Below are 25,299 nucleotides of genomic sequence, written 5' to 3' on the forward strand. Positions count from 1 at the left end.
CCGCCCATGACAGATGAGCCCAACAACGCGCGCAGCGCGCGCTATTTCGAGCCGGACGATTTCCGCTCCTTCGGCCACCGCTCGCGGATGAGCCAGATGGGCTATGCGCCGGAGGAGTATCGCGGCAAGCCGGTGATCGCGATCATCAACACCTGGTCCGACCTCAACCAGTGCCATGCGCATTTCAAGCAGCGCGTCGAGGATGTGAAGCGCGGCATCCTTCAGGCCGGCGGCTTTCCGGTCGAGCTGCCGGCGATCTCCCTTTCCGAGAGCAAGGTGAAACCGACCACCATGCTCTACCGCAACTTCCTGGCGATGGAGACCGAGGAGCTGATCCGCTCCCATCCAGTCGACGGCGCGGTGCTGATGGGCGGCTGCGACAAGACCACGCCCGGCCTGCTGCTCGGCGCAACCAGCGCGGGCGTGCCGGCGATCTTCGTACCGGCCGGGCCGATGCTGCGCGGCAACTGGCACGGCAAGGTGCTGGGCTCGGGTTCCGATGCCTTCAAATACTGGGACGAGCGCCGCGCCGGAAACATCTCGGACAAGGACTGGTCGGAGATGGAGGTCGGTATCGCGCGTTCCTATGGCGTCTGCATGACCATGGGAACGGCTTCGACCATGACGGCGCTCGCCGACACGCTCGGCATGACGCTGCCGGGCGCCTCTTCGATCCCGGCTGCGGATTCCAACCACATTCGCATGGCGACCGCGACCGGGCGACGGATCGTCGAGATGGTGCGTGAGGGGCTGACACCGAACAAGATCCAGACCGAGGCGGCCTTCCGCAATGTCATCAACGTGGCCATGGCGATGGGCTGCTCGACCAATGCCGTGATCCACGTCGTGGCGATGGCGCGCCGCGCCGGCCATGCCATCGGGCTGGAGGATTTCGACGCCGCGAGCCGCAAAGTGCCGGTCATCGCCAATGTCCGGCCGAGTGGCGACAAATACCTGATGGAGGACTTCTACTACGCTGGCGGACTGCTCGGTCTGCTGACGCGACTGGCGCCCCATCTCGACCTCGACCAAATCAATGCGTCCGGCATGACCTGGCGGGAGAGCCTCGTTGGCGCCGAGATCTACAATGACGATGTCATCCGCCCGCTCGACAACCCGATCTATGCGGAGGGGGCGCTGGCGCTGCTCAAGGGCAATCTGGCGCCGCGGGGCTGTGTGATGAAGCCTTCCGCCGCCTCACCGCATCTCCTGAAGCATTCGGGCCCGGCGCTCGTCTTCGACGACTATCCAACGCTGAAGGCGAATATCGACCGGGACGACCTCGATGTGACGGCCGACAGCGTTCTCGTGCTCCGCAATGCAGGCCCGCTCGGCGGGCCGGGCATGCCGGAATGGGGCATGTTGCCGATCCCGAAGAAGCTTGTGAAGCAGGGTGTGCGCGACATGGTGCGCATCTCCGACGCGCGCATGAGCGGCACCTCCTACGGTGCCTGCATCCTGCACGTCTCGCCTGAATCCTATGTCGGCGGGCCACTGGCGCTGGTGAAGACCGGAGATATCATCACCGTCGACGTGCCCAATCGCACGATCTCGATGGAGGTCCCAGAGGAGGAGCTGGCGCGGCGCAAGGCTGCGCTGAAGCCGGAGCCCGCCCGCTATGAGCGCGGCTATGGCTGGATGTTCTCGCGCCATATCGGCCAGGCCGACGAAGGCTGTGATTTCGACTTCCTGCGCACCGATTTCGGCGCGCCGGTTTCCGAGCCCGTTATTTTCTAGATCGGAGTGAAGACCATGCTGTCCCCCGAAGCGCGCGAGAAGCTGAAGCGCGTCAGCACTGCCACGCTCTGCACGGCGCTGTTCAAGCGTGGATTGCGCAACCAGTTCATCCAGGACGTCCATCCACTCCGCTTCAAGGGCGAGAACATGGTCGGCCCCGCCTTCACGCTGCGCTACATCCCGGCGCGCGAGGACCTGAATCAGCTCAGCGTCTTTCAGGACCGGAGCCACCCGCAGCGCAAGGCGGTCGAGGAATGTCCGCCCGGCGCGGTCTTCGTCGTGGACAGCCGCCAGAATGCGCGCGCCGCCTCCGCCGGCTCCATCCTGGTCTCGCGACTGATGGTGCGCGGCGTCGCCGGCATCGTCACCGATGGCGGCTTCCGCGACAGCCCGGAGATCGCAGAGCTCGCGATCCCGGCCTACCACCAGCGCCCCTCGGCGCCGACCAACCTGACCTCGCATCAGGCGATCGAGATCAACGGGCCGATCGGCTGCGGCGACGCACCGGTCTTTCCCGGAGACATCATCGTCGGCGATGGCGAGGGCGTCGTGGTGATTCCGGCCGATCTCGCCGACGAGATTGCCGCAGAAGCCACCGAGATGACCGCCTTCGAGGATTTCGTCACCGAAAAGGTGCTGGAAGGCCGCTCGATCCTCGGCCTTTACCCGCCGACCGACGAGCAGTCGAAGGTCGACTTCGCGGCCTGGCGCGAGAAGGCCGGCAGGTAAGCGGCGTAACCTCGCTCTCCGCCGGGCCTTCTTGTTGCTTCAACGCTGCTGCGCAGCCGTGTCATCGACACGGCTGCGCAGATTCCTTGCCGGCTTTCGGAGGAATGAGCATTGGCTCGGGCGGTGACGCTTCGACGTCACTCGGCCGCTACTCTCAACATGCCCCAGCCAGCTATGATCGTCCGCAGTTCAGCGCGTTCGGCTTCGTTGAGTTCCGGCAAGCCTGGCAAGCGCACCGGGCCGACATTCGTGCCGAGCAGCCGAAGCGCTTCCTTGACCACGGTGACGTTCGCGCCATTGCCATATTTCGTACGGAGCTTCTCGAAGCCGGCGATGGCATCGACTTCGCGGCGCGCCTTCACATAGTCGCCGGCCTCGAGCGCGCGCCAGACGGCGAGTGATCGCTGGGGGGCAACGTTGATCAGGCCCGAAGTAAATCCCCGCGCGCCCAAGGCGTGGAAGGGGGCCGCCCAGCCTTCGGCGAGACCGCAGATCCAGTTGGCGCTCGTTCCCTCGGTTTCGCGTACGCAATCGGCTAGGAGCATCATGTTGGCCGACGCGAATTTCACGCCGGCGACATTGGCATGCGTCGCGACGCGCGCCAGGTCCTTCACGCCGATGGCATCCGACCGGATATAGGCGACGACCGGAACGCTCAGCGCCTCAGCGATGGCGATGAAATAATCCGCCTGCGCATGCGGCGCGGCAAAGGGATCGAGCGGATGATGGACCATGACCGCGTCACAGCCCGCCTGCTGCGCCAACCGGCCCGTCGCGACCGCCTCGCGCAGCGATCGGCCGATGCCGGCCGTGACCAGCGCCTTGGCCGCGACCGCCTCGGCCGCGACTGCGTGGCAACGCTGCACCTCTTCCGTCGTCATCGGGTAGAACTCGCCGGTGTTGCCGGCCGAGACGATGTTGTGGATGCCGGCCTCAGCAATGCCGCGAACCAGCCTGCCGGTCAGCGCCCAATCAGCTTCGCCGTCCGCCCGCCAGGCGGTGACGTGAACGCCGGAGATGCCGCACAGCGCCTGGCGTACCTTGTCGTTCGACATAGCTCGATCCTTCGTGTCCTCGTGGCGAGGCGTTCCCCGCCAGCCGATCTCGCGTCGACGGTTTCCGCCGATGCCGCAGGGTTTGAGCTTGCCGCATCGGGCGCGCTTTCGCCACTGGTGCGGCCGAGCAGGTTGCGCGCCCACCATGGGTGATCTTGGTGTGGCACCGCCGTAGACGCCATCAGAAGGAACTCCGAGTTTATCGCGTTGGACGGTGCAAAAGACGTCTTGCGAGCTGAAAACCGCTGTCAATTGCTGAAATTTCCGACAAAAGTTTCAGCTTATAGTTGGTTGGTGTTGAGCCGGAATTCAGGTTCTTCGCGTTGGCAGGGTATTCCAGATGCTGTCTTCCATGGTTTGGGATGATTGCGATATTGCAAGATTGAAAGCCGACCTGCTCGCATTAAATCGGGAGATTCCACCGCAGGTTCGAAGCACAATTTCTGCCGCGGTGAAGCGCTCGGCTGACGGTCCAGGCGATGAACTCTGGGATGAGCTCGAGCGCAGTCCGCGGCTTCAAGCGGTTTTCAAGAGCAGGCAGGCCATAGATCGGTACCGCACTTCGCTGGCGCGTTGGATGGCCGAATTGTTTCCGCCGGAGAATATCGATCCGGAGGCATTTATTGCTCGGCAGACTCACTTCGGCACTTTCGAGGCAAGTATGCAAGTACCGCTCTCGTTTATTGCCCGCTCAATGCATTTGGTTCGGAAGTTCGTTTGTCGCGAGCTGTTCAATACAAGGATTCCGCAGGAGCATTACAGCTCGTCCGTGGTATATATCTCGACGGTCATGGATATTTCCGGCGCGGCGATTATTTCGGGGTATTCGAACGAAATGCAGCGTTCTGCCCGCGCGGATGAGGCCTTGCGGGAGATTTCGATCGGGATCGACCTCCGTGCCGAACGGGAAAAGCAAAAAGCAGCGCTCGCCGAATGGGCGCAGAGCGTGTTTTACGAAACTGCCATCTCCAAGAATCGTGGAGATGCGCTCCTGCTGAGCAGGTCGGAATTCGGTCTGTGGTTTTCGCACAGGGCGCATCTTCTCTTTGGCCGGAAGCTCGAATACGCGTCGACTGCCACGCTTATCGATCGCGCCGATCAACTCGTGCGGCAGCTGAACGACTGCAAAGTGGACATGCTCAGGCACGAGTGCCTGAAGGACATCAGGCAAGTCTCCGATCAGATCAACAATCTGATGATCGCACAGTTCAGCCGTTACCTCGACTTGGGCGAAACCGGGGATCCGCTGTCACGCTTGCTGAACCGGCGTTTCCTCAAAGCTGCCGTCCAAAGGGAAATGGCGGCCCATCGCCGGACCGGGAGAACATTCTCTCATCATGTTCGAGATACCGCATTTTGCGAATCTGCGTTCGCGTGTCGGCGAGGCCGGAGCCGATACCATCGTCCAACAGACGGCGGCGATCTTGCTCAACGCTGTCAGAACGAGCGACGTCGTCATCAGCATGGGGCGTGAAACCTTCCTGGTCATCCGTGTCGAAGCGGAGTTGCAGGAGGCGACGAGCTTCGCGCAACGCATCGCGGATAGCTACAGGGTTTCCCACTTCACGGTCGACGGGCAGACCATTCAGGAAAACACGCTGAAATTCGGTGTTGCGGTTTATGATGGGTCTTCGGATTCGAGACGTCTCGTCGACCAGGTCGCATCCGCGCTTCGCGGTTACAATGAGGCCGTATAGCTGCCGTTGACCCACGGGCCGTCGTCGCGCGTTCGCGTGAGAGAGGCTGTGCGTCGCCGTTACTGTTGCTGACGTCGCCAATCAGGGCGGCAAGCTTATCCGGCCCCTGGCTCGTCAAAGCTGGACGATCGCCCTCGTAAAGTGATCGACCGTTTCATTGAGATCCCGGGCGGTGTCCTGGACTTGCCGAGCGGTTTCAGAGACCGATAGCGCCTGGTCGAGCGCTCCTCTCGAACCTGCGATCACGATCGTGGTGGCGTCGCTCGCAGCTTCGGAGGCGCTGACGACAGCCTTCAGCGCGGTGGCGATCCTCAAAAGCGACTCCGTCTGCTGATCGGACGCGGTTAGGATCTGCTCGGCCGAACCGATCACATTGCTCGCGGCGTTCTCCATTTCCTGGGTCGCGACCACCGATTGTTCGCTCGCGGCCCGGATGTCGCTGATCCGGCTGACGATGAGCTCGGCGGCATCGTTGATCCGGGCCGACAACAGCTTGACTTCGTTGGCCACGACCGAGAAGCCGGCGCCAAGAGGGCCGGCGCGTGCGGCCTCGATCATCGCGTTGAGCGCGACAAGGTTGGTCTGCCGGACAATGTCCCGAATGACGTTGCTTTCCTTGTCGACCTCATCCAGTTGAAGGGCCAGGTGGGCCTTCGCGGCCGCCGATTTGTGGATGCCGTCGGTCGCGACCTGGACGAAGCCCGCCGCATTGTCGGCATTCGCCCGGATTTGCGTGACGGCCTGTGCCATCCGGTCCGATGCCTCGTTCACTGTCAGCAGGCTGAGCTTGGCGGCATTGACCATGTCCGGCACCTCAGCGACCGCTGATCGTGATCGTCCCGACAAGGAGGACAGTTGATCCGCGCTCTCCTTCATCCGGTCAATGGCGTTGGTCAGAGCCGACAGGACCGCCCAGACCGAAGAGTTGAAGCTTGCGACCCTGCCTTCGATGGCTCGGCGCTTGTCCTCCTCGCTCTGGGCACGCAGGCGCTGGGCCTGCTGGAGCTCGGCAATGTCAAAGTCCAACCGGACACGATCCAGGAAGAGTTTTGCAACAGAGCGAATAAGAATCATGGAAAGGCATAGGAAAATAATGTCGACAGTAGTATATATTAAAAGAATATCTCCTTTCAGGTAGAGCAAGTGCGTAATTCTCCCGGCCCATAGGGTCGAAAGAAATGTGAGCGCTGCCGCCGGCACAATCGCCATCGTGAAGATGCCGACGCAGGAAAGGCAGGTGATCGTGATGCCGATGACGCCATCGAAGCGCGCTGCGACGCCTGTGTTGACCAGCATAGCCAGAACAGCCCAGGGCAACCCCATCAGGAAAGAATCCCGGATGAGGCGGACCGTGAAGCGGGGCGACGGCGGCTCCGCTCGCGAGCGCGTGCGGATGATCCCCATCCGGCGAATGCCGAGAAGAGAGATGCCGATGCTGACCGGTGCCCAGACCAGAGGCAGGCTGGTCCAACCGGATCCGAGGAGAACCGCGGAAATCGCGAGCACGAAGATGATGTTGGCGCGCAGAATGGTCGGAAGCGATAGGCTGAAACGTGCTGCCTGAGCGCCTCTGACCGCGGCGCGCTCCTCCCGCGCAATCTGCAGGCCGAAGCGGAGGTCCAGCCAGTCGCTCCAGCGCAACAGCGCGCGTTCATGAAACCGAAGACCAGTCGACATCGCGAAACCGACGACTTCCGTTCCGCCAACCGCTCAGCCTTGCACGGCGTTTTGCCGATCGCTGTCGGGGTGGGGCTGGCCGTCGCCTTGGATGACGACCGGCGTCCATTGGGGCTTCCCCGAGGCCAGCCAGTTGATGACCTGATCGAACACCATCGCCTGGTAACGTTGCAGCGGCTTTTCGCTGTGCTCCGAAATCTTCATGATGTTCTGTAGTTCACCGGAGAGCTTTGACTTGTCGAGAATGCCCTCTCGTTCCAGGTGATCGACCAACAGACCGAAGAGGCTGATCTGAGCGCTGGCAATGCCGGTCAGATAGTCCCGCAGTTCATCGTTCATCGTCATCGTGGTTCTCCAGGGAAAGGCTATCGGCGCAATCTTGGCGTGGCCGATGGCGGCAAGGCATCTCAAGGGATCATCGCGGTGAGAGGCGGCGCCGGGACGCGAGGACGAGGCGCCGTGATCTGCCGCGCGGGCTTAGAATTCTTCCCAGCCATGGCTGGAATGCGGTGCTCCGACAGCCCGCCTTTGCGGGCGAGGAGACCTTGCGCCTGCTGCTTGGCTGGGGCGGCGTGTCTCCTGAAATGCGTTCTGGGCGAGCTGTCGCAGGCGCTCGGGCTCGTTCGAGGTTATCCGTTGCAGCCCAACGCCTTCGCCGATGCGAAAGCTGGCGATGAGTTCGTTGAGCTCGCTCGTGCGGCCGGTGAGCGCGGTCGATGAAGCTGCGCTTTGCTCCGCCAGCGCCGCGTTGGCCTGCGTCATCTCGTCGAGATGGGCCACGGCCTGGCTCATTTCGTCGAGCCCGCTGGCCTGCTCGCCACTCGCCGTGGAAATTTCGCTGATGGTCGAAGCCACTCTTCGCGATGCCTCCAGAATGGCGACAAGCGATTCCCCGGCTTTGCGCACGAGTTTGACGCCGCCCTCGACTTCCGCGTTGGAGGACGAGATCAAAGCTGCGATGTCCTTGGCCGCTGCGCTCGAGCGCTGTGCCAGCGTGCGCACCTCGCTGGCGACGACAGCGAAGCCTTTGCCGGCATCGCCTGCCCGGGCGGCTTCGACAGCCGCATTGAGTGCCAGCAGGTTCGTTTGAAAGGCGATGTCGTCGATCACGCGAATGATGTCGGCGATTTTCGTCGAGGCGGTTTCGATCCGTGCCATAGCCTCGACAGCCTGCCCGGCGATAGCGCCGCCCGCGTCGGCAGCTTTCATGGCCTCTTCGGCGATCGCCGCAGCATCGTGCGAAGCCTGGGCCGTCGCCTTCACGGAGGCGGCCAGCTCTTCGGTCGTGGCTGCTGTTTCCTCCAGAGACGAGGCCTGGTCTTCGGTCCGCTTCGACAAATCGTCGGCGCCGGAGGAAATCTCCCGAGACGCGGTTTCGACACTTTGTGAAATGCCGGAAACCGAATGAACGACTCCAGCGAAACTCTCGACGAGCTCGTTGACGCTGCTGCAAAGCGCAAGCAAGTCCCCGGAGAATCCGTCGGGCGCGATGCGCTGTGTCAGATCGTGCTGAATCGCCGATTGGACGACGCGCCCTGTTTCGGAAACGGCCCTGCGCATCTGCTCTTCCGCCATCACATTGGCCGTGATGTCGGTGGCGTACTTCACGACCTTCCACGGGCGGCCGGCTGCATCCAGAACCGGGTTGTAGCTGGCCTGAATCCAGACGACGCGGCCTCCCTTGGCCAATCGCATGTAGCGGCCTTCATCGTATTCCCCGCGCCTGAGCTTCTCCCAAAATTCGCGGTAGGTTGTGCTTGTTCGGACCTCCTCGCTGGCGAAAAGACTATGATGACGGCCGATGATCTCGTCGCGATCGTAGCCCATCACCGCGAGGAAATTCGCGTTCGCCTCAAGAATCTTGCCTGACAGGTCGAACTGGATGACGGCCTGTGCCTTGTTGATCGCAGCAATCTGCCCTTCGAGATCGGCAAACGTCTCCTTGAGCGAGGTAATATCGGATGCGAATTTGACGACCTTCTCGACGCGGCCGGCTCGATCCAGCACGGGAGTGTAGGTCGCCTGCAGCCAGATTCTACGCCCCCCTTTCGCGATGCGCAGGAACTGTGCCTGATTGGCTCGCCCTGCAGCCAGATTTGCCCAGAAGCTGCGATAAGCCTCGCTGGCGCGCTCAGCAGAATCAACGAACATCGCGTGAGACTGGCCGCGGATTTCGTCGAGGCTGTAGCCGATGGTTTCGAGGAAGAGGGCGTTGGCATCTCGAATCGTTCCGTTCGGCTCGAATTCGATAACGGCTTGGGTTCGCCGCAAAGCCTGGCTCTCGGCAGCGTGCGAAGAGAAGCCGAGCGCGTTCATGACTTTCAAAGGCATGGAGTCTCCCCGGAAGAGCCTTAACTCAGGCGCGACAGTTGGATCGGGCGTGACGGTCCCATCCCGCGGCCGCAAATGTTGTCGCCAAGAAATTGCAATGAGTCAGAAAATTTCTCTTCGTAACTCTGGGGGAATTCCTATTCTTTCAGGCTTAAATGGAGGTCTACATGGCGTAAGGGTGATTTTTAACAAAAAATAAGGACTCGTTAATGTATTCGCCGATATTAATGAATTTATGCTTTGATCTAGCAGTTATTCGCTCTTTTTTATGCGAATTTCCTATAATTATGGGCGCTGCGACGGTTCGGCTGTTAACGTGTTAACGCTTCTTTCTCAATTATTAACGAATAATTTCTTGGGTATTATATTAGAATTAAACGCACATTAACTGTCTATTAGCTGAAGGATACTTTCATCGCGTAAAAGATTTGAGACGAAAGATAGCATGTTGGACAGCCGCTCCCACCTTGACGTGGAATTTGTCAATTTGCGGGACGAGCTATCCAAGCTTCATTCCGTTACGCCTGCTCAGGTCAGGCTCGCCATTGGCCGAATGGCTCAACGCAAATCAAATAAGCTCAGCGAAGAATTTTACGAGGCTATGCTGTCGAGGCCGCGGGCCCACTTCTATCTGGACCACGCGGTTGTTACCGAGCGCCTGCAATCGGCTCTCCAAAATTGGATCGAAGTCCTTTTCGCAAAGGAACAAGGAGATCTCGACGAGATCATCCGGCTGCAAGTTCTCGTCGGATCGGCACATGCAAGGATACGTGTGCCGATCGGTCTCATCATGTTTGGAATGCGCGTCCTGAGACGACGCTTTTACGAACTGCTCAAAGAGGTGCCGCTCCCGTCCTCTCAGCAAGCGCTTGCCCATGCCTATGTATCAGGATCTCTCGACATCGCACTCGGTGCGATGACCACGGCGCATATGAACAATCTCGAGCGCAACACGCGCGCTGACGAAGCCCTGCGGCTCTATTCCATCGGCAAGGACCTGCAGGCTGAAAGGGAGCGCCAGAGGGCCGCCTTGGCGGAATGGGGTCAGAACGCGTTCTTCAATGCCCAGTTCCCCGATGCATCGCTCCAAAGCGGCAGCCTCGGTCGATCGGAATTCGGCCTTTGGCTTCTCCACCAGGGCGATGTCATCTTTTCCCAGTTCGCGGAATACGCCGCTGCGTTGGAAGCCATTGGCCAGATCGACAAGATTGCGCTCGAGCTTTCCGACACTGGGTTCGAGCAGCGGAGGGACGCACTGCAAAGCCTGAAGGTGGCGATCGATTTGCTCGCGCGGCTCGTAGCTTTGCTTTTTGACCACGCGACGAAGGTGGACGGCGCACGCGACCCCGTCACGCAGCTCCTACACCGGCGCTATCTGCGTGCAGCACTTTCCCGCGAGATCTCCCTTCAGGAGAAAGTGCGGCGTCCCTTGAGTGTGATCCTGGTCGAGATCGCAAACTCGGCCGAGCTGAGGAACCGCATCGGAGAAGATGGTCTGGATGCTTTGGCTCACCATGCGGCAGCGATGATCTTCAACGCTTCGCGCTCAAGCGACTCGGTCTTCCAGTTCGGGCGCGACAGTTTTTTCATCATCCGCGTGGAAGCCACTCAGAGCGAGGCTCAGGCTTTTGCGCAGCATATTGCCTCGATCATTGCGACCAGCCGGTTGGAACTGGGTGGTCATGTCCTCCGGGACCTGTCCACGCATGTTGCGGTTGCAGAATATGACGGACACCCCGATCCTCGGAATCTCATCGACCGTGTCGAGGCCATCATTCGCCAGGTCCGGGAAAAGACGATTGCCAAGAGCTGATGGTAACGGCTGCTCTCTGGATATCGCTTCTGCCAGATCTTATTGACCGCGGCCGGGAAAAACCGCCGCGCTGTCGTTGGAGGCGCTGGCCGTCGAGCCGTCCGACCGGCGACCAACTTTGGATCTGAGCCAACTGCGGCGGATAGGTTTTCGTTCGAGAAGCCCTGTGTTGGGAGCTCTGCTATCGCATGAGCCCCGCCGGCTTTTTTCGTGGCAGGCGCGCTCCAGTTGCCGCGCCCGCCTTTCTCTTGACTGCTCAAATGGGCGAGATGACGCTCAGCTTCCCGAGCGGCCCGCGAGCTGGGGCACGAACATGTCGCTCCACTTGGTCGGCTTCACCTTGATCGACCCAGCCTTGTGCATGAACTCGGCGAACTTCATCACGCCTTCGGGCGTGGCGGTGAAACGGGCGTCCTTGTCCTCGATCATCTCCTGAACCTCGACAGGATCGACCTTGACCTTCGAGCCCTTGGCGAAGATCTCGGCGGCGAGCTTCTTGTCCTTGGCGATCAGGGCGTTGGCGTCGTCCATCGCGTCGATGAAGGCCTGGGTCATCTTCGGGTTGGCGTCGACGAACTTCTTCGGCGCGAAGGTGACATCGAGCGTCAGGTTGCCGAGATAATCGACCGAGTTGAGCACGCGGTGGATGCCCGGGCTCTTGGCCTCGATGTACTGGAAGGGCGGAGAAGTGAAATGTGCCTTGATCTCGGTCTTGCCGCCGATCAGCGCGGCGAGTGCCTCCGGATGCGGCAGGCTGACCGTCATCGGGTCCATCTTCGCGTAGTTGGGGTCGCCGAACTCCTTGGCGGCGATCATCTGGAGCACGACGGCGGCGAGCGAGGTCTTGATGCCGGGCAGGGCGATCTTGTCGCTCGACGTGAAGTCCTTCAGCGACTTCAGCTCGGGCTTGTTCGACATCATCCACAATGAGGTCGAGCTCATGCCGGAGACGCCGACGACCTCGACGCCGGGAATGCCCTTGGCCTTGGCCCAGAGCGTGACGAAGCCCGGTGCGCCGGTGCCGGCAAAATCGAGCGTGCCTGCCATCATCGCGTCGTTGATGACGTTGCCGCCATCCAGCATCAGCCAGGTCACCTTGACGTCGCCGAGGCCGGCAGCCTTGGCGCGCTTCTCCAGGAATTGCTGGTCCTGCATCACGATGAGCGGCAGATAGAGGATGCCGAAGCCCTTCGAGATGCGGACCTCGCTGACCTCGGCGCGGGCCGGGGCGGCAAATGCTGCGCCAAGGGTTATCGCGGCAAGTGCAGCGCGCAGGAAAGTCTTGAATGCCATTGGGTGTTTCCCTCCGAGTGGCGGCCGTTCGGCCTTGTGAAAGCGGGTGTCAGTGCTGCATGCCCCAGCGCCGGATCGTCTTGCGCTCGATGGCGGCGAAGATGACGTTCTCGACGAAGAGGCCGATCAGGATCACGGTGAACAGGCCGGCGAAGACGTTGGCCGTCTCGAGCTGGTTACGGTTCTCGAAGATGAACCAGCCGAGGCCGCCGGAGCCCGAGGAGACGCCGAAGACGAGCTCGGCTGCGATCAGGGTGCGCCAGGCGAAGGCCCAGCCGACCTTGAGGCCGGTCAGGATCGCCGGAAAGGCGGCGGGGATCAGGATGAGTCGCACCAGCTTCAGGCCGCGCAACCCGTAATTCTGCCCGACCATGCGCAGCGTGTTCGAGACCGAACGGAAGCCGGCATGGGTGTTGAGCGCGATCGCCCAGAGCACGGAGTGGACCAGCACGAAGATCACGCTGCCGGTGCCGAGCCCGAACCAGATCAGGGCCAGCGGCAGCAACGCGATCGCTGGCAGCGGGTTGAACATCGAGGTCAACGTTTCCAGCAGGTCCGCGCCGATGCGCGAGCCGATCGCCAGCGTCGTCAGCAGCGCGGCGAGCACGATGCCGATGCTGTAACCGATGACGAGGGTCTGCAGCGAGACCAGCATCCGCTGCGGGATGATGCCGTTGACGATATTCTCGACGAAGGCCTGCACCGTCTGGCCGAAGGTCGGGAAGAGAAGCGGGTTGCCGAGCCAGCGGCCATAGGCCTCCCAGGCGATGGCGAGCACGGCGAGGATCAGGCCCTTGCGAACGAAGCCGAGGCGGTAGATGCGCTCGGCCCAGCCGATGGTCTTGGCGACGACAGGGGCGTCGCTGGAATTGACGTCGCGGATGATTTCGGGGCGGAAGCTGACGAGATCGGTCATATCGGTCTCCTCCGGCTCAGTGATGCGCGAAGAGCATGTCGTTGATGCGGGTTTCGAGAGCGGCCTGCTTGCCGGTGCCCATTTCCTCGGGCGGCACGCTGTTGAGCTCGGCCTTGACCTCTCCGGGATGCGGCGAGAGCAGCAGGATGCGGGTGCCGATGCGGATCGCCTCCTCAATCGAATGGGTGACGAAGAGCACCGTGAACTGGGTGTCATCCCAGAGCCGCAGGAGCTCGTCCTGCATCTTGCGGCGGGTGAGAGCGTCGAGCGCGGCGAAGGGCTCGTCCATCAGCAGTACATCAGGCTCCATCGCCATGCCGCGGGCGATGGCGACACGCTGCTTCATGCCGCCGGAGAGCATGTGCGGATAGCTGTCGATGAACTTGGAGAGCCCGACCTTGTCGATATAGGAGCGGGCCCGTTCCGCAGCCTCCGCAGCGGTGGCGCGGCCGGAAGCGGTCAGGGCGAACACGACGTTCTCGCGCACCGTCTTCCAGGGCAGGAGCTGGTCGAACTCCTGGAACACCATCATCCGGTCCGGGCCAGGGCCCGCGACCTTGCGGCCCTTGAGGCTGATCTGCCCCTCCACCGGCGTCAGGTAGCCGCCGATCGCCTTGAGCAGGGTCGACTTGCCACAGCCGGAAGGGCCGAGCAGCACGAAACGGTCAGACGGGTAAACGTCGAAGGAGACCCGCCGTGTCGCGGTCACCACCGCGTCCGGCGTCTTGTATTGCAGCGTCACGCCCTCGACCGAGAGGAGCGGAGACGCGGTTGCGGCGTCGAACGGGGCTAGCATACGCCCTCCCTTGTTTCGTTTCCCTGCGCACTTATGAGCGCTTGCTGGATGGGATAACCTGACAAGCTGACGTGAACCTGACCGAGCTGCCCATGGGGAGGCTCGATGGTCGATGAGAGGCGATCCGCTTGCGCGTGCTGGTCGTGGAAGACACTGCCGATATTGCCGAGGCCGTGGTGATGCGGCTGGAGAAAATCGGCCACGCCGTCGATTGGGAGCAGGACGGCGTCACGGCCTCCGAGCTTCTGGCGGTGCAGGCCTATGACCTCGTCATCCTCGATCTCAGCCTGCCGGGACAGGACGGGCTTTCGGTCCTGCGACAGATGCGGGCGCGGCGGCTCGCGACGCCGGTGCTGGTACTGACAGCTCGCTCGGCGGTGGACGAGCGGATCGGCGCGCTCGACCTCGGGGCCGACGACTACCTGATCAAGCCGTTCGACTATGGGGAGCTCGAGGCCCGGGCACGGGCACTCTTGCGGCGCAGCGCCGGCCAGCCAGATAATTGCTTGCGTGTCGGGCCGCTCGCCATCGACCGGGCCGGGCGGGTCGCGAGTATCGGCGATAGGCCCCTCAACCTGACGCGGCGGGAACTGACGGTTCTCGAGATCCTCGCAGTGCGCCCCGAGCGGATCGTGCCGAAAGAGGAGCTTGTCGAACAGCTCTTCAATTTCGACCAAGAGGCGAGCCCCAACGCGGTCGAGCAGTTCGTCGCGCGGCTGCGCCGCAAGCTCGCGGATTCGCCGGTGGAAATCCGGACCTTGCGCGGATTGGGTTACCAGCTTGCGGTTGTCTGAGCTTCGCCTGTCACTGCGCGTCCGCATCATCGCCGTGCTGACGGCGGTGTTGACAGTGGGGGCGGTCGCTCTCGGTTTCGCTGCCTGGCATTCCTCCTGGCTCGCGGCACAGCAGGCCTATGACCGGCTCCTGAGCGGCGGGGCGGTCCAAATCGCCGAGAACGTCTATGTCCAGGGTGGCGTGGTGACGGTTGACCCTCCCGTGTCGGCGATCGCGACGCTGGCTGCTTACGATCTCGTTTTTTACAAGGTCGTCGATCCGCGCGGCGTCGTCGTCGCTGGCTATGACGATCTGATGTCGGATGCCGATTCGGTCGATATCCGCGCCGGCGTCGTCCTCGAGGACGGGCTGTATCAGGGCCAGCCCGTGCGCATTGCGAGCCTTGCCCGGCAACTCGAGCTGCCTGGAACAAACAACTGGACGACGATCGTCGTGGCGCAGACCACCGAGGCGCGTCGTGCGCTTGCGCGCGACCTGACGCTCAAGGCGCTCGGTGTCATTGCGGTCATGAGCGTACTTGCCTTGCTCGCCACCGCCTATGCGGTGACGCTGGCGCTGAAGCCACTGACACGCATCGAGCGCGAGATTGCGAGCCGCCGGCCGGATGACCTGCGCCCAATCGCGGCAGAGCCCCCGAACGAGGTTCGCAACCTCGTTCAGGCGATCGACGGCTTCATGCATCGGCTATCGGAGCGGATGGCGATCATGCAGCGTTTCATCGCTGATGCCGCTCACCAGATCCGGACGCCGCTGGCTGCCCTCGACGCGCAGGTCGAGATCCTGCTCGGCACGCCCGCATCGCGACGCAAGGCCGAGACCGTCACGCGGATCCATGAACGGACGGCGGAGCTGGGGCGCCTGACCGGGCAGCTTCTCGACCATGCGATGGTGATCCATCGCAGGGACGCAGCCGCGATGGCCGCGGTCGATCTCAACCAGCTCGCCAAGAGCGTCCTGGCGAAGGCCGTGCCGCTCTCGCTGCCGCGCGAGGTCGATATCGCCTTCGTGCCAGCCGAGACATCACCGACGGTGAACGGTGATGCCATCAGCCTGCGCGAAGCGCTCAGCAATCTCATCGACAATGCCTTGAGGCATGGCGCCCGCAGCCGTCTCATCGTGACGGTGGGGGGCGATCATGGGGGCACCTGGATCGAAGTGGCCGACGACGGGGAGGGGTTCGCGGCTCCGGTTTCGGAGCTGCTGCTGCCCTTTGCGAAAGGGCTGACCTCGGCCGGCTCGGGGCTCGGCCTCTCGATCGCGACGGAGGTGGCGCAGGCCCATCATGGAACCCTCGAGGTTTCCAGAAACGACGGCATGACCCGCGTCCGTCTCCGGCTTGCAAGCTCCTGACGGGTGTCGAGCTTGGCCGGACCGCCGCGCACCCGGGCGATGCGCGGCAGTCCGGGTTGCTTCATTCGGCGTAGGACTGCGTCGCCCAGGCCGCCTTCAGCTTCGGGCCGACATGGGCGCCGAGCGGTCCGAACCACTTCATGTAGAGAGCTTCGGCCTCACCCGACTTGAACATCTTGCCCATCGTGTGATTGACGATCCAGAGGATGGTCGGGTTGAGCTTGGGCACCATGAAGCCCTGCGGCGCATAGCCGTATTCGTCTCCGACGATCTCCAGGGCGTCGGGCTTCTTCGACTGCTTGATCAGCCCGTAGAACGCCCCGTTGTCGCTGAAATAGGCGTCGGCGCGTCGCGTTTCGACGGCGATCAGCGCAGCGGCATGGTCGTCGACATTGAGGACGCGCAGGTTGAGTTTCCGCTCGGCCATGAGCTTCTTGAGGTCAGGCTCGCTGGTGCCACCGGTGGCGACGGCGACGATCTTGCCGTTCAGGTCGTCGTAATTCTTGATGTTGGAGCTCTTGAGAACCAGGAGCTGGCTGGCCGAGACGTGGCTGACGGACGAGAAATCGACCTGCTTGTTACGGCCGAAGGTGTTCACCGTGCCTTCGCATTCGAGGTCGATCGTGCCGTTGGCGACGAGCGCCTGCCGGTTCTGAATCGTCATCGGCACGTATTTGATCTTGATCTCGGGCAGATTCAGCTCGGTCTTGATGTCGTCGATGATGCGCTTGCAGAACTCGACGGCGTAGCCCGTCGGATTCTTGTTGTCGTCGAGATAGCTGAACGGGAACAGCGCCTCGCGGACGCCCATGGTGATGGTCTGCGTCTCCTTCAGCTTCTTGACGATCGCGTCGACCTCCTGGGCGCCGGCGGCCGAGCCCGCGAGGTTCAAGGCCAGAAAGGCGCCTGCGGCTGCAGCAAGATGGAATCTCATGGTTCTCTCCCTTTTGCGATTGCTCGCCTGATGCCCGCCCTCGATGGAGAACGGTGTTTAGAATCCATTCCGGGCCAGTGCTTCCAGCCCTTCGCGCGTCGTTGTGTCGAAGCTGAGCGCGGGCAGGAGATCGTTCTCGCGGGTGAAGTCGCGCCCGTAAGCCGCCGACAGCAGGGTCAGCCCGGCTTCGTGCAACGTCGCAGGACGCCCGACGAGCCGGCCGAGCAGGACGGTCGGCAACAAGCCATAGGGGGCGTCTTCAAGGACGTAGCGGCTCTCCAGGGTCGTCGGACCGAAACCTCCCTTGCCGCGGCCGTGGAGCTCGGCATTCATCTCCGCGATGCTGCCGACCGGTAGCTGATAGGAAAAGGCATAGTGCTCGCGGATCGTCCTGACCGTGACACCAAAGGCCCCGGCGATGGCCAATCGCTCGGCGTCGAGCGCTTCCATCACCCGTCCGACCGCAGGCGTGACGTTTTCCGCCTGGCCCCAGCTTTCACCGCGCTCCATCCGTGTCAGATTGAAGAGCGCGATCGCGAGGTGGTTCTGGGGATTGAGATTGCTGAGCGCGATCGCAAGAAGCCCTTCGCGGAGGACGAAGCGCTCGCCGAACAGCGTGGTGCAGAGAGCCAGCGCTTCATCTGCAGCGTTCTCCGGCACCGTCGCGAGATCGATCTTCGAGCGTAGCGAGTTCACCGCGACCTCGGTCGCGGACGCCTTGCGGCCGGTCGTCAGTGTCGTGCCCCAGGCGATGATCGGTGTGCGCAGCTTCCGCGCGGCCAGCAGCCGCGACAGATAGAGCGCGCCGAAGGACGCGTGCGAGCTGATGATGACGGGCTGCCCCTCCCTGAGGTGGGGGGCAATGGCGTCGAAGGCGAGCTTATGGGCATAGCCCGGCATCGCCAGCATCACGACATCGGCACTGGCGACGGCTTCCTCGGCGCTCGCGGCGATGCGCGGACGGATGCTGGCTTCGATCGCTCCCGTTGCGAGCAGGGGCGCCCCGGCGGCGAGTGCCTCGGTGCTTCGGCCCGATGGCGACCAGAGCATCGGGTCATGCCCCATGATCGAGAGCTGGGCGGCGGCGCCGCAGGCCGCGGCCCCCGCGCCCAAGATACTAACGCGCATATGAGATCGCCTCTTCTGCTGAGCCGAAGCTCAAGGATGATATTGTTTCAACTGGCATTTCGTCCCTTTGACGATTTGCCGTAGAGCAGAACCATCAGCCCGCGCGACGGCTTCTCCGACGGGTTGCTGATGGAGTGCGGTACATCGACGGGATACCGCACCGTCTCTCCCTGCTTGAGCAGATGGCGCGACGCGCCGCTGGCGATGACGAATTCGCCCGACAGCGCCGTGAAATGCTCGACCGCGCCGGGCGCATGAGGCGCGCTGTCGAGGCAGCCGCCGGGCGCCACTTCGACATCGTACCACTCGATCGCGCCGGACAGGTTGGGAGGGCTCAGGATACGCAGCCGACAGGAATTGTCGGCGCTGCGGATCGTCGGCGTATGCTCCGGTGACAGCACCTCGATGAAGCTGTCGGCGCCGGCCGTCGCCTGCCCTTCGCCCAGGAGCGCGACGAAGTCGATTCCCAACCCGCGGGTCAGGCTCCAGAGCACGGCGAAGGTCGGGTTGGCCTCGCCCCGCTCGATCTGCGACAGCATCGATTTCGAAACGCCCGACAGCGCGGAGAGCTGCTGCAGGGTCAACGCCCGCTCCTTGCGCTGGCGTTGGAGAAGCGGGCCGATCTGGGGCGGGTTCAGCTCGCTCATGGGCGGTTCAGTGCGTGAGGACCTGGTTGAGGAATTGCTTCGCCCGCTCCGACGAGGGTGCCGTGAAAAACTGTTCCTTGGGCGTGTCCTCGACGATCTCGCCGCGATCCATGAACAGGACGCGGTTCGCGACACGCTGGGCAAAGCCCATCTCATGGGTGACGACGATCATGGTCATGCCCTCGACCGCGAGTTCCTGCATGACCTCCAGGACCTCGTTGATCATCTCCGGATCGAGCGCCGAGGTCGGTTCGTCGAAGAGCATCGCCTGCGGGTTCATCGCGAGGGCCCGTGCGATCGAGACGCGCTGCTGCTGCCCGCCCGAGAGCTGGGCCGGGCGGTTGCCGAGCTTGCCGCCGAGACCGACCCGCGTCAGAATCTTCTCGGAGCGCTCGTCGGCTTCCTTCTGCGAGCGCTTGAGCACATGGACCTGCGCCAGGCTGACATTCTGCAGCGCGGTCATGTGCGGATAGAGCTCGAAACTCTGGAAGACCATGCCGATCCGCGCACGCAGGGCCGGCAGATCGGTCTTCGGCGAGGAGACCGAGACGCCGTCGACCGTGATCGTGCCGCGCTCGAACGGTACCAGTCCGTTGATGCATTTGATCAGCGTGCTCTTGCCGGAGCCCGAGGGGCCGCAGACCACCACGACTTCGCCCAGGCTGATCCTGGCCGAACAGCCGCGCAGGATCTGCTGCGAACCGTAGAATTTGTGCACGTCGTCGAGAACGATCATGACGGGCGCCTTCTCCTGTAGAACTCGGCGAGCTTCGTGATGGAGAGGCAGATCACCAGATAGACGACGGCGACCAGCGAATACATCTCGGTCGCACGCCCGTCGCGCGAGGCGACGACACTTGCGGCAGTGAGGAAGTCGTGCAGCGACACGACATAGACCAGGGAGGTGTCCTGAAAGACGATCACGATCTGGTTGAGGATCAGCGGACCCATCGCGCGCATCGCCTGCGGCATCACGATCAGCCGCAACACCTGCCAGCGGCGCAGGCCGGTCGCCAGCCCCGCGTCGCTCTGTCCCTTGCGGACGCTGCCGATGCCGGCGCGAATGATCTCGCAATAGAAGGCCGCTTCGAACAAGACGAAGGCGATCAGGGCCGAGGTGAGGGAACCGACCGGCCTACCGATCGCGAGCGGCATCAGGAAATAGAACCAGAACAGCACCAGCACCAGCGGCAACGAGCGCATTACCGTGACGTAGGCCGCTGCCGGGCCAGAGATCAGCCGATGCGTGGACAGCCGCATCAGCGCCAGCCCGAAACCGACGATGAGGCCGCCTATCGTCGCGACCAGGACCAGCAGCGCGCTGAGCGCCATGCCTTCGGCGAGGAAGCCGGACGAGCGGGCGATGACGCCCCAGTCGAAATCGCTCACGCCGTGGCCTTTCGCAACGCGGCCCCGCCGATCCGATTATCGATGAGACGCATCAGCCCGGTCGCGCACAGGCCGATGACCAGATAGCCGATCGTCGCGAAGGTGAAGGCCTCGAAGCCCTGGAAGGTGTAGTTCTCGACGTGGCGGCTCTGGGCGGTCAGCTCGAGCACGCCGATCGTCAGGCTGAGCGACGACAACTTGATCGTGATCAGGAATTCGGAAGTCAGGGGTCCGACGATGGCGCGCAAGCCCAGCGGCAGCGCGATCAACCGATAGGCCTGCATCGGTCGCAGGCCGGTCGCAAGCGCCGCCGGCAAAAGCGGTGCGCCGACGGCTTCGATGCCGGCGCGCACCTGCTCGGCCACGCGCGAGCCGGCAAACAGGCCAATCGCGATCACCGCAGTGACGATCTCCGGATAAGGCAGATCGCGCTTCAGCCAGAGGCCGATACCGTCGGGGACAACCTCGGGGAGGACGAAATACCAGAGGAAGAGCTGAACGAGCGGCGGCACGCTGCGGAACACGTCGATATAGATGCCGGCCAGCAACCTCGTCGTGCGCGAGGGGGCGCTGCGGGCAACGCCGACGACGATGCCGATCGTCAGCGCCACGGCCCAGCTCATGAGGCTGATCGCCAAGGTCAGGGCCAGGCCGCTCCACAGCCAGTCGACAAATGGCTCCCGTATCAGGACCGACCAGTCCCAGCGGTAATTCATCCGGCCCCACCCATGGCAATCGTGTTGCGTGCCGTTCCGTTATATCGGAATTGGCCCATCGCTCGGCGCGCTTGTCAATCCGGTTTCCGGCCGAGGATGGAAATTTAAAATCTCTGTCTCGGCGCATCGATAGCGGAAAATTTCTCATTTGGGGGAGTTGTGGTAATAATTTTATTCTGCCGCTGCTTGAGGGCTCTTGTCTGAAGCGTCGGATTGTCCGCTATAATGAAAGCACTGCGCCGGCAGCTGTGCCGGTGGCGAGAAAGCTGATCTCGACCCGGCTGCCATTCTAGCACGTCGTTTTGGTCCGCAGGGCGAGCCCGACCCCCATCAGGGTCAGCGTGATCGCGACGATCTCGCGCGCTTCCAAGGTGTCACCGAGGATCGGAACGGCCGAAACCGTTCCGATGATGGGCACGAGCAGCATCGCCGTGGCTGCGACCGATATCGGTAGCCGTTGGAGAGCTCCGAACCAGGTCAGGTAACAGATCGCCATGGGGCCTGCCGCCATGTAGGCGAGACCCAGCATGCCGGGCGGCGACAAGGCCAGGATATGCGGCCGCTCCAGCAACAGACCGAGGAAGACCATCGGCAAGCAGCCGAGCGCGACCTGCCAGGCCGTCAGCGCGATGAACGGCATCGGTGCCGGCCGGCTTCCCCGAACCGTGCCCAGGGCAAACAGGATCGCGGCCGCGAGCCCGAAGAGAATCCCGGGTGCCTTGCCGGCGTCGAAGTCCGGCCCGCCCATCAGTATCGCGATACCGGCAATGCCCAGGGTCAGCGCGAGCAGGCTTCGCGCTCCGGGCCGCTGTCGACGCAGCGGCCAAGCGATCAGCATCGCCCATATCGGCATCGAATAGGCGATCAGCGCACCCTCCGACACCTTGAGCCAGTTCAAGGACAGCGCCGTGAAACCCATCCAGGCGAAGACATTGATCCCGGCAGCCAAGGCCAGCGACGCACCCGCTCCTGGCGGGATCGACAGGCGCTCGCCGCGCAGATGCGCCACGGCGGCGAGGCCGATGGCGCCGAGCAGCCCGGCGCTGCCGCGTGCAAACAGCGGCGGCCAGTCCTGCAGGACGAATTTGAGCACGGTCCAGTTCAGGCCCCAGCCGCAGGCCGTGACCATGAGAAGGATCTGGCCGAGCCCGGATTTGCGGGCCTCGGCGGTGGTGACCCGGTTGCTCGACATTCCCACGCGCCTTGCCGCGAAAGAATGCGGCGGTCGAATTCAGCGACGGGAATCCTGTCCGAGAACGCGTAACGGTTTTCGCCCAAATCAGCTAACAAGAGAGGAAGTCGGTCGAAATTGGAGCGGTTCGTGGCAAAATCAGTCGAGCTGGACAGCTTCGATCACGCGCTGCTGAGGGAGATGCAGATCGACAACCAGACGCCGGCCCGCGTGCTCGCCGAGCGCGTGGGACTCTCGCAGAGCGCCGTATTGCGGCGGCTGCGCCGGCTTCGCGCCGAGAAAATCATCACGGCCGACATTTCCGTGGTGGACCCGGAAGTCATGGGCGTGCCGGTAACCGTGCATGTCCTCGTTTCGATCATCCAGGGCTCACGGACCTATGCGGACTTCGGCCGGAAACTCCAGGCCCGGCCCGAGGTCAAGCAAGCATCCTACGTGACCGGAGGCGCCGACTTCGTCCTGCACCTGCAGGTCGAGAGCATGGCCGCCTATGCCGAGTTCGCGCGAGAAGTCTTCCACGACGATCCCAACGTCGCCGAGTATCATACCTATATTTCGATGAGGCAGGTCGTGGGTCCGACCGTGGGGCGGTAGTCGGGGGCCAATCCAACGCCAGAGTGTCGCGGCACGGGCCTGTTTCAGCTTGGGTGGCTCGCGGTCTTTGATCCAGCGCAAAGACGCCTTCGGCTGGCCCGCTACACGTCGCTCGACGAAAGAGGGCGGGCATGACCTTATCCGAGACGACGCGAAACAAGACGATCCTCACCATCGTCCTCCTGGCGGTGGTAGCGGCCGTGGCGGCTTGCACCCTGTTCAGCACGGGGCTTTTCCAGGTGGTTCTCTTCTCGATCATGGCCCTGTCGGCCGCGATCCTGTCGACCTTCCTGATCGTGGCCCTGAACTAGTTTCCGCGCAGGACGGCAGCACACTCGTTCCTTGAGGCAAGCGCCGGCTTATCGGCGCTTGCCTCGTCTTCGATCTGTGCGCGCGGCCCGGCGTTGTTATTGCAGATCGGCGAAGGCGCTCTTCAGCCGGTCGATGGCCTCGACGACGACATCGCGCTGGGTGGCGATGTTGAATCGCAGGAAGCCCTCGCCGCCTTTGCCGAAGGTCGGGCCGTGGTTGACCGCGATACGGGCCTGCTTCTGCACCCGTGCCGTGAATTCAGCCGGCTCCATGCCCGTCCCCGTGAAGTCCACCCAGGCGAGATAGGTCGCTTCGAGCGGCATGGAGCGCAGACCGGGAATGGCGTTCACGCCCTCGTCGAAGAGGCGGCGATTGGCATCGACATAGCCGTTCAGCGCGTCGACCCAGGTTGCGCCTTCCGGGCTGTAGGCTGCGGTCGCGGTCGCGATGCCGAAGGAATTCGGCGAGATGCCGAGAGCGTCCATGCGCCGGCGGAAGCGGGCCCGCAACGCCTCGTCGGGGATGATGACGTTGCCGATATGGGTGCCGGCGATGTTGAAGGTTTTGGTCGTTGCCGTCATCATGACCAGGCGATCCAGGATCTCTGGAGCCGCGACCGGCATGGCCAGATGCCGGTGGCCAGGCATGACGAGGTCGTGGTGAATCTCGTCGGAGACCAGGATGAGGTCGTGGCGCTTGCAGAAAGCCGCGATCTCCCGCAGCTCCTCCCGCGACCAGACGCGCCCGCCCGGATTGTGGGGCGAGCAGAGGATGAGCATGCGCTCGGTGCCGCGCATCCGTGCATCCCAACCGGGAATGTCGAGGACGTAACGGCCGTCAGCCATGGCGAGGGGGCATTCGACGACCTCTCTCCCGGCCGCGGCGACGATGCGTGCGAAGGCGTGATAGACAGGTGTCATCAGGACGACGCCATCGCCCGGGGCGGTGAAGGCGTCGACGCAGAGCGCCGTGCCATTGACGAGGCCGTGCGTCGTGAAGATCGCGGCCGGCGAGACCTCCCAGCCATGCCGGTTCTGCATCCACCAGCGAATGGCATCGACATAGGCGCGATCGTCTCCGAAATAGCCGTAGACGCCATGGGCTGTCATCGCGTCCAGGGCAGCCTGCACGCAGGCCGGGGGACGGAAGTCCATGTCGGCAACCCACATCGCGATGCCGCCGTCCGACGGCACGCCGTAGATCGGCTCCATCATGTCCCATTTGGCGGAGTGGGTGCCGCGGCGTTCGATCCGCTCTGAGAAATTCGGAGGAGTGTGCATGGCGTTCCCGCAGTTTGCCGGCTTTCGCGTGCTGCCATAGCAGCTCCGCTTCCGGGAGGGCAGCCGATATGGATCGATGACCGGCATGCGCTGGTCGGCATTTCCCGCGGCGATACCGGGATCGAACGGGTTTGCCGCGGACTGAACAGACGGAGGCGGACGGCCGGCGAACCGGTTCAGCCGTCTCTGGCCGGCGCGCCCGAATGCAGGGTCGTAACCCAGATCACGCGAGCCACTGCCTGTTCGGGATTGTCGAACATGTGGGGCAGGGTGCTGGGGAAACAGACGCTGTCCCCTTCATCCAGCATATGGGGTTCGTGATCGAGCCAGATCCGGATCCGGCCGGAGAGAACGTAGACGGCCTTCTCCCCGACATGCTGGAAGAAGTCGGCCCCTGAGGAGGCGCCCGGATTCAAGGTCAGCTCGTAGATCTCGAGCGCTCCGCCCTGGGCCGGCGTCAACGACTCCTTCAGCACTCCGCTTGCCGTGAGGCGAAGGAGGCGCCTGTCATTTCGACGCACGATGTATTCCGACGACGGATCGGGAGCGTGCGGCTCGAAGAAGTAGGAAATCGGCACGCTGAGGGCGACGCTGAGCAGCCGCAGGCTGCGGATCGACGGTGAGGCGAGCGCCCGTTCCAGCTGGCTGATCATGCCGGTGGACAGCCCCGTGCGCTGCGCCAGATCCTGGATCGAGAGGCCTGCGCGCTGGCGCAGAAGGCGGACGGTTTCGCCAAGCCGGTGCTCGGCGTCCTCGGGCAGCACGATCGCCTCGCCCGCTGCCTTTTCCTGCCCTTCCGTTCCCGCGGCGTTCCTGCTCATCGATCGCCTCTCTGCCTGTTTCCCGTGTCGCCTAGCACAACCCGTCGTCGCTGGCGTGTCACCAGCGGGAGCACGGTCGCGATTGACAGGCATTTTT

The 25,299-nt window shown here is 63.1% G+C and carries 25 protein-coding genes; 9 read left to right on the top strand and 16 right to left on the bottom strand.

Annotation, left to right across the window (positions count from 1 at the left end):
• Window positions 1–6 precede the first annotated feature (6 nt).
• Window positions 7–1,737, top strand: a complete 1,731-nt coding sequence (gene araD, locus CE453_RS05725; RefSeq protein WP_089173707.1) for an L-arabinonate dehydratase — start codon at window positions 7–9, stop codon at window positions 1,735–1,737.
• A 15-nt stretch (window positions 1,738–1,752) separates the two neighbouring features.
• Window positions 1,753–2,466: a ribonuclease activity regulator RraA gene (locus tag CE453_RS05730; RefSeq protein ID WP_198302272.1), complete on the top strand. Its 714-nt coding sequence runs from the start codon at window positions 1,753–1,755 to the stop codon at window positions 2,464–2,466.
• A 137-nt stretch (window positions 2,467–2,603) separates the two neighbouring features.
• On the opposite strand, the gene CE453_RS05735 is transcribed toward CE453_RS05730, so the two are convergent.
• A complete protein-coding gene (locus tag CE453_RS05735; RefSeq protein WP_089173708.1) occupies window positions 2,604–3,521 on the bottom strand; it encodes a dihydrodipicolinate synthase family protein in 918 nt (305 codons plus the stop codon).
• Between the two features lie 340 nt (window positions 3,522–3,861).
• Here CE453_RS05735 and CE453_RS05740 point away from each other — a divergent pair, with 340 nt between their 5' ends.
• On the top strand, window positions 3,862–4,995 hold the full coding sequence (locus CE453_RS05740; RefSeq protein ID WP_089173709.1) for a protoglobin domain-containing protein: 1,134 nt from the start codon (window positions 3,862–3,864) through the stop codon (window positions 4,993–4,995).
• Entirely contained in the window at window positions 4,886–5,218 is a 333-nt protein-coding gene (locus CE453_RS05745) for a diguanylate cyclase domain-containing protein (RefSeq protein ID WP_248308087.1), read from the top strand. The genes CE453_RS05740 and CE453_RS05745 overlap by 110 nt, the downstream gene beginning before the upstream one ends.
• Window positions 5,219–5,332: 114 nt before the next feature.
• Here the strand turns inward: CE453_RS05745 and CE453_RS05750 are convergent, their stop codons facing one another.
• The 3 genes from CE453_RS05750 to CE453_RS05760 form a co-directional block, all read right to left on the bottom strand.
• On the bottom strand, window positions 5,333–6,895 hold the full coding sequence (locus CE453_RS05750; RefSeq protein ID WP_089173711.1) for a methyl-accepting chemotaxis protein: 1,563 nt from the start codon (window positions 6,893–6,895) through the stop codon (window positions 5,333–5,335).
• Between the two features lie 33 nt (window positions 6,896–6,928).
• Window positions 6,929–7,240, bottom strand: a complete 312-nt coding sequence (locus CE453_RS05755; protein WP_089173712.1) for a hypothetical protein — start codon at window positions 7,238–7,240, stop codon at window positions 6,929–6,931.
• A gap of 132 nt (window positions 7,241–7,372) precedes the next feature.
• The gene (locus tag CE453_RS05760; RefSeq protein ID WP_198302273.1) at window positions 7,373–9,211 is read right to left on the bottom strand and encodes a methyl-accepting chemotaxis protein; all 1,839 of its coding nucleotides are present in this window, start codon (window positions 9,209–9,211) and stop codon (window positions 7,373–7,375) included.
• Window positions 9,212–9,671: 460 nt separating this feature from the next.
• Here CE453_RS05760 and CE453_RS05765 point away from each other — a divergent pair, with 460 nt between their 5' ends.
• Complete coding sequence (locus CE453_RS05765; protein ID WP_089173714.1) at window positions 9,672–11,039, top strand: GGDEF domain-containing protein; 1,368 nt, start codon at window positions 9,672–9,674, stop codon at window positions 11,037–11,039.
• 276 nt (window positions 11,040–11,315) lie between these two features.
• On the opposite strand, the gene CE453_RS05770 is transcribed toward CE453_RS05765, so the two are convergent.
• Genes CE453_RS05770 through CE453_RS05780 form a run of 3 tightly spaced genes read right to left on the bottom strand, consistent with a single transcriptional unit; the run spans window position 11,316 to window position 14,044 of the window.
• Window positions 11,316–12,332 (bottom strand): ABC transporter substrate-binding protein, encoded by a 1,017-nt coding sequence (locus CE453_RS05770; protein WP_089173715.1) that lies wholly within the window; start codon window positions 12,330–12,332, stop codon window positions 11,316–11,318.
• A 49-nt stretch (window positions 12,333–12,381) separates the two neighbouring features.
• On the bottom strand, window positions 12,382–13,248 hold the full coding sequence (locus CE453_RS05775) for an ABC transporter permease (RefSeq protein ID WP_089173716.1): 867 nt from the start codon (window positions 13,246–13,248) through the stop codon (window positions 12,382–12,384).
• Window positions 13,249–13,264: 16 nt separating this feature from the next.
• Window positions 13,265–14,044, bottom strand: a complete 780-nt coding sequence (locus CE453_RS05780; RefSeq protein ID WP_089173717.1) for an ABC transporter ATP-binding protein — start codon at window positions 14,042–14,044, stop codon at window positions 13,265–13,267.
• A 128-nt stretch (window positions 14,045–14,172) separates the two neighbouring features.
• Between CE453_RS05780 and CE453_RS05785 the strand changes: the two genes are divergently transcribed.
• Together CE453_RS05785 and CE453_RS05790 are read left to right on the top strand one after the other, a co-directional pair.
• A complete protein-coding gene (locus tag CE453_RS05785; protein WP_089173718.1) occupies window positions 14,173–14,838 on the top strand; it encodes a response regulator transcription factor in 666 nt (221 codons plus the stop codon).
• Window positions 14,831–16,189 (top strand): sensor histidine kinase, encoded by a 1,359-nt coding sequence (locus CE453_RS05790; protein ID WP_248307972.1) that lies wholly within the window; start codon window positions 14,831–14,833, stop codon window positions 16,187–16,189. The genes CE453_RS05785 and CE453_RS05790 overlap by 8 nt, the downstream gene beginning before the upstream one ends.
• 61 nt (window positions 16,190–16,250) lie before the next feature.
• On the opposite strand, the gene CE453_RS05795 is transcribed toward CE453_RS05790, so the two are convergent.
• From CE453_RS05795 to CE453_RS05825, 7 genes are all read right to left on the bottom strand, one after another.
• Window positions 16,251–17,123 carry an amino acid ABC transporter substrate-binding protein gene (locus CE453_RS05795; RefSeq protein ID WP_089173720.1) on the bottom strand — a complete coding sequence of 291 codons (873 nt, stop codon included), beginning with the start codon at window positions 17,121–17,123 and terminating at the stop codon, window positions 16,251–16,253.
• Between the two features lie 57 nt (window positions 17,124–17,180).
• Window positions 17,181–18,251, bottom strand: coding sequence for an NAD/NADP octopine/nopaline dehydrogenase family protein (locus CE453_RS05800; RefSeq protein WP_089173721.1), 1,071 nt, complete (start codon window positions 18,249–18,251; stop codon window positions 17,181–17,183).
• A gap of 47 nt (window positions 18,252–18,298) precedes the next feature.
• Window positions 18,299–18,898 (bottom strand): helix-turn-helix domain-containing protein, encoded by a 600-nt coding sequence (locus CE453_RS05805; protein WP_089173722.1) that lies wholly within the window; start codon window positions 18,896–18,898, stop codon window positions 18,299–18,301.
• A gap of 7 nt (window positions 18,899–18,905) precedes the next feature.
• Window positions 18,906–19,634 carry an amino acid ABC transporter ATP-binding protein gene (locus CE453_RS05810; protein ID WP_089173723.1) on the bottom strand — a complete coding sequence of 243 codons (729 nt, stop codon included), beginning with the start codon at window positions 19,632–19,634 and terminating at the stop codon, window positions 18,906–18,908.
• Window positions 19,631–20,287, bottom strand: coding sequence for an amino acid ABC transporter permease (locus CE453_RS05815; RefSeq protein WP_089173724.1), 657 nt, complete (start codon window positions 20,285–20,287; stop codon window positions 19,631–19,633). The genes CE453_RS05810 and CE453_RS05815 overlap by 4 nt, the downstream gene beginning before the upstream one ends.
• Complete coding sequence (locus tag CE453_RS05820) at window positions 20,284–21,003, bottom strand: amino acid ABC transporter permease (RefSeq protein WP_089173725.1); 720 nt, start codon at window positions 21,001–21,003, stop codon at window positions 20,284–20,286. The genes CE453_RS05815 and CE453_RS05820 overlap by 4 nt, the downstream gene beginning before the upstream one ends.
• Before the next feature lie 289 nt (window positions 21,004–21,292).
• A complete protein-coding gene (locus tag CE453_RS05825; RefSeq protein ID WP_089173726.1) occupies window positions 21,293–22,195 on the bottom strand; it encodes a DMT family transporter in 903 nt (300 codons plus the stop codon).
• A gap of 117 nt (window positions 22,196–22,312) precedes the next feature.
• On the opposite strand from CE453_RS05825, the gene CE453_RS05830 reads away from it, so the two are divergent.
• Together CE453_RS05830 and CE453_RS05835 are read left to right on the top strand one after the other, a co-directional pair.
• Window positions 22,313–22,789, top strand: a complete 477-nt coding sequence (locus CE453_RS05830; protein WP_248307973.1) for an Lrp/AsnC family transcriptional regulator — start codon at window positions 22,313–22,315, stop codon at window positions 22,787–22,789.
• Window positions 22,790–22,920: 131 nt separating this feature from the next.
• Window positions 22,921–23,100 (top strand): hypothetical protein, encoded by a 180-nt coding sequence (locus tag CE453_RS05835; protein WP_089173727.1) that lies wholly within the window; start codon window positions 22,921–22,923, stop codon window positions 23,098–23,100.
• Window positions 23,101–23,196: 96 nt separating this feature from the next.
• Here the strand turns inward: CE453_RS05835 and CE453_RS05840 are convergent, their stop codons facing one another.
• Both CE453_RS05840 and CE453_RS05845 read right to left on the bottom strand, forming a co-directional pair.
• The gene (locus tag CE453_RS05840; RefSeq protein WP_089177732.1) at window positions 23,197–24,381 is read right to left on the bottom strand and encodes a MalY/PatB family protein; all 1,185 of its coding nucleotides are present in this window, start codon (window positions 24,379–24,381) and stop codon (window positions 23,197–23,199) included.
• Between the two features lie 176 nt (window positions 24,382–24,557).
• Window positions 24,558–25,202, bottom strand: coding sequence for a cupin domain-containing protein (locus CE453_RS05845; RefSeq protein ID WP_089173728.1), 645 nt, complete (start codon window positions 25,200–25,202; stop codon window positions 24,558–24,560).
• Between the last annotated feature and the right edge of the window lie 97 nt (window positions 25,203–25,299).

Origin of the sequence: Bosea sp. AS-1, from assembly GCF_002220095.1 — a bacterium.
GTDB lineage: Bacteria > Pseudomonadota > Alphaproteobacteria > Rhizobiales > Beijerinckiaceae > Allobosea.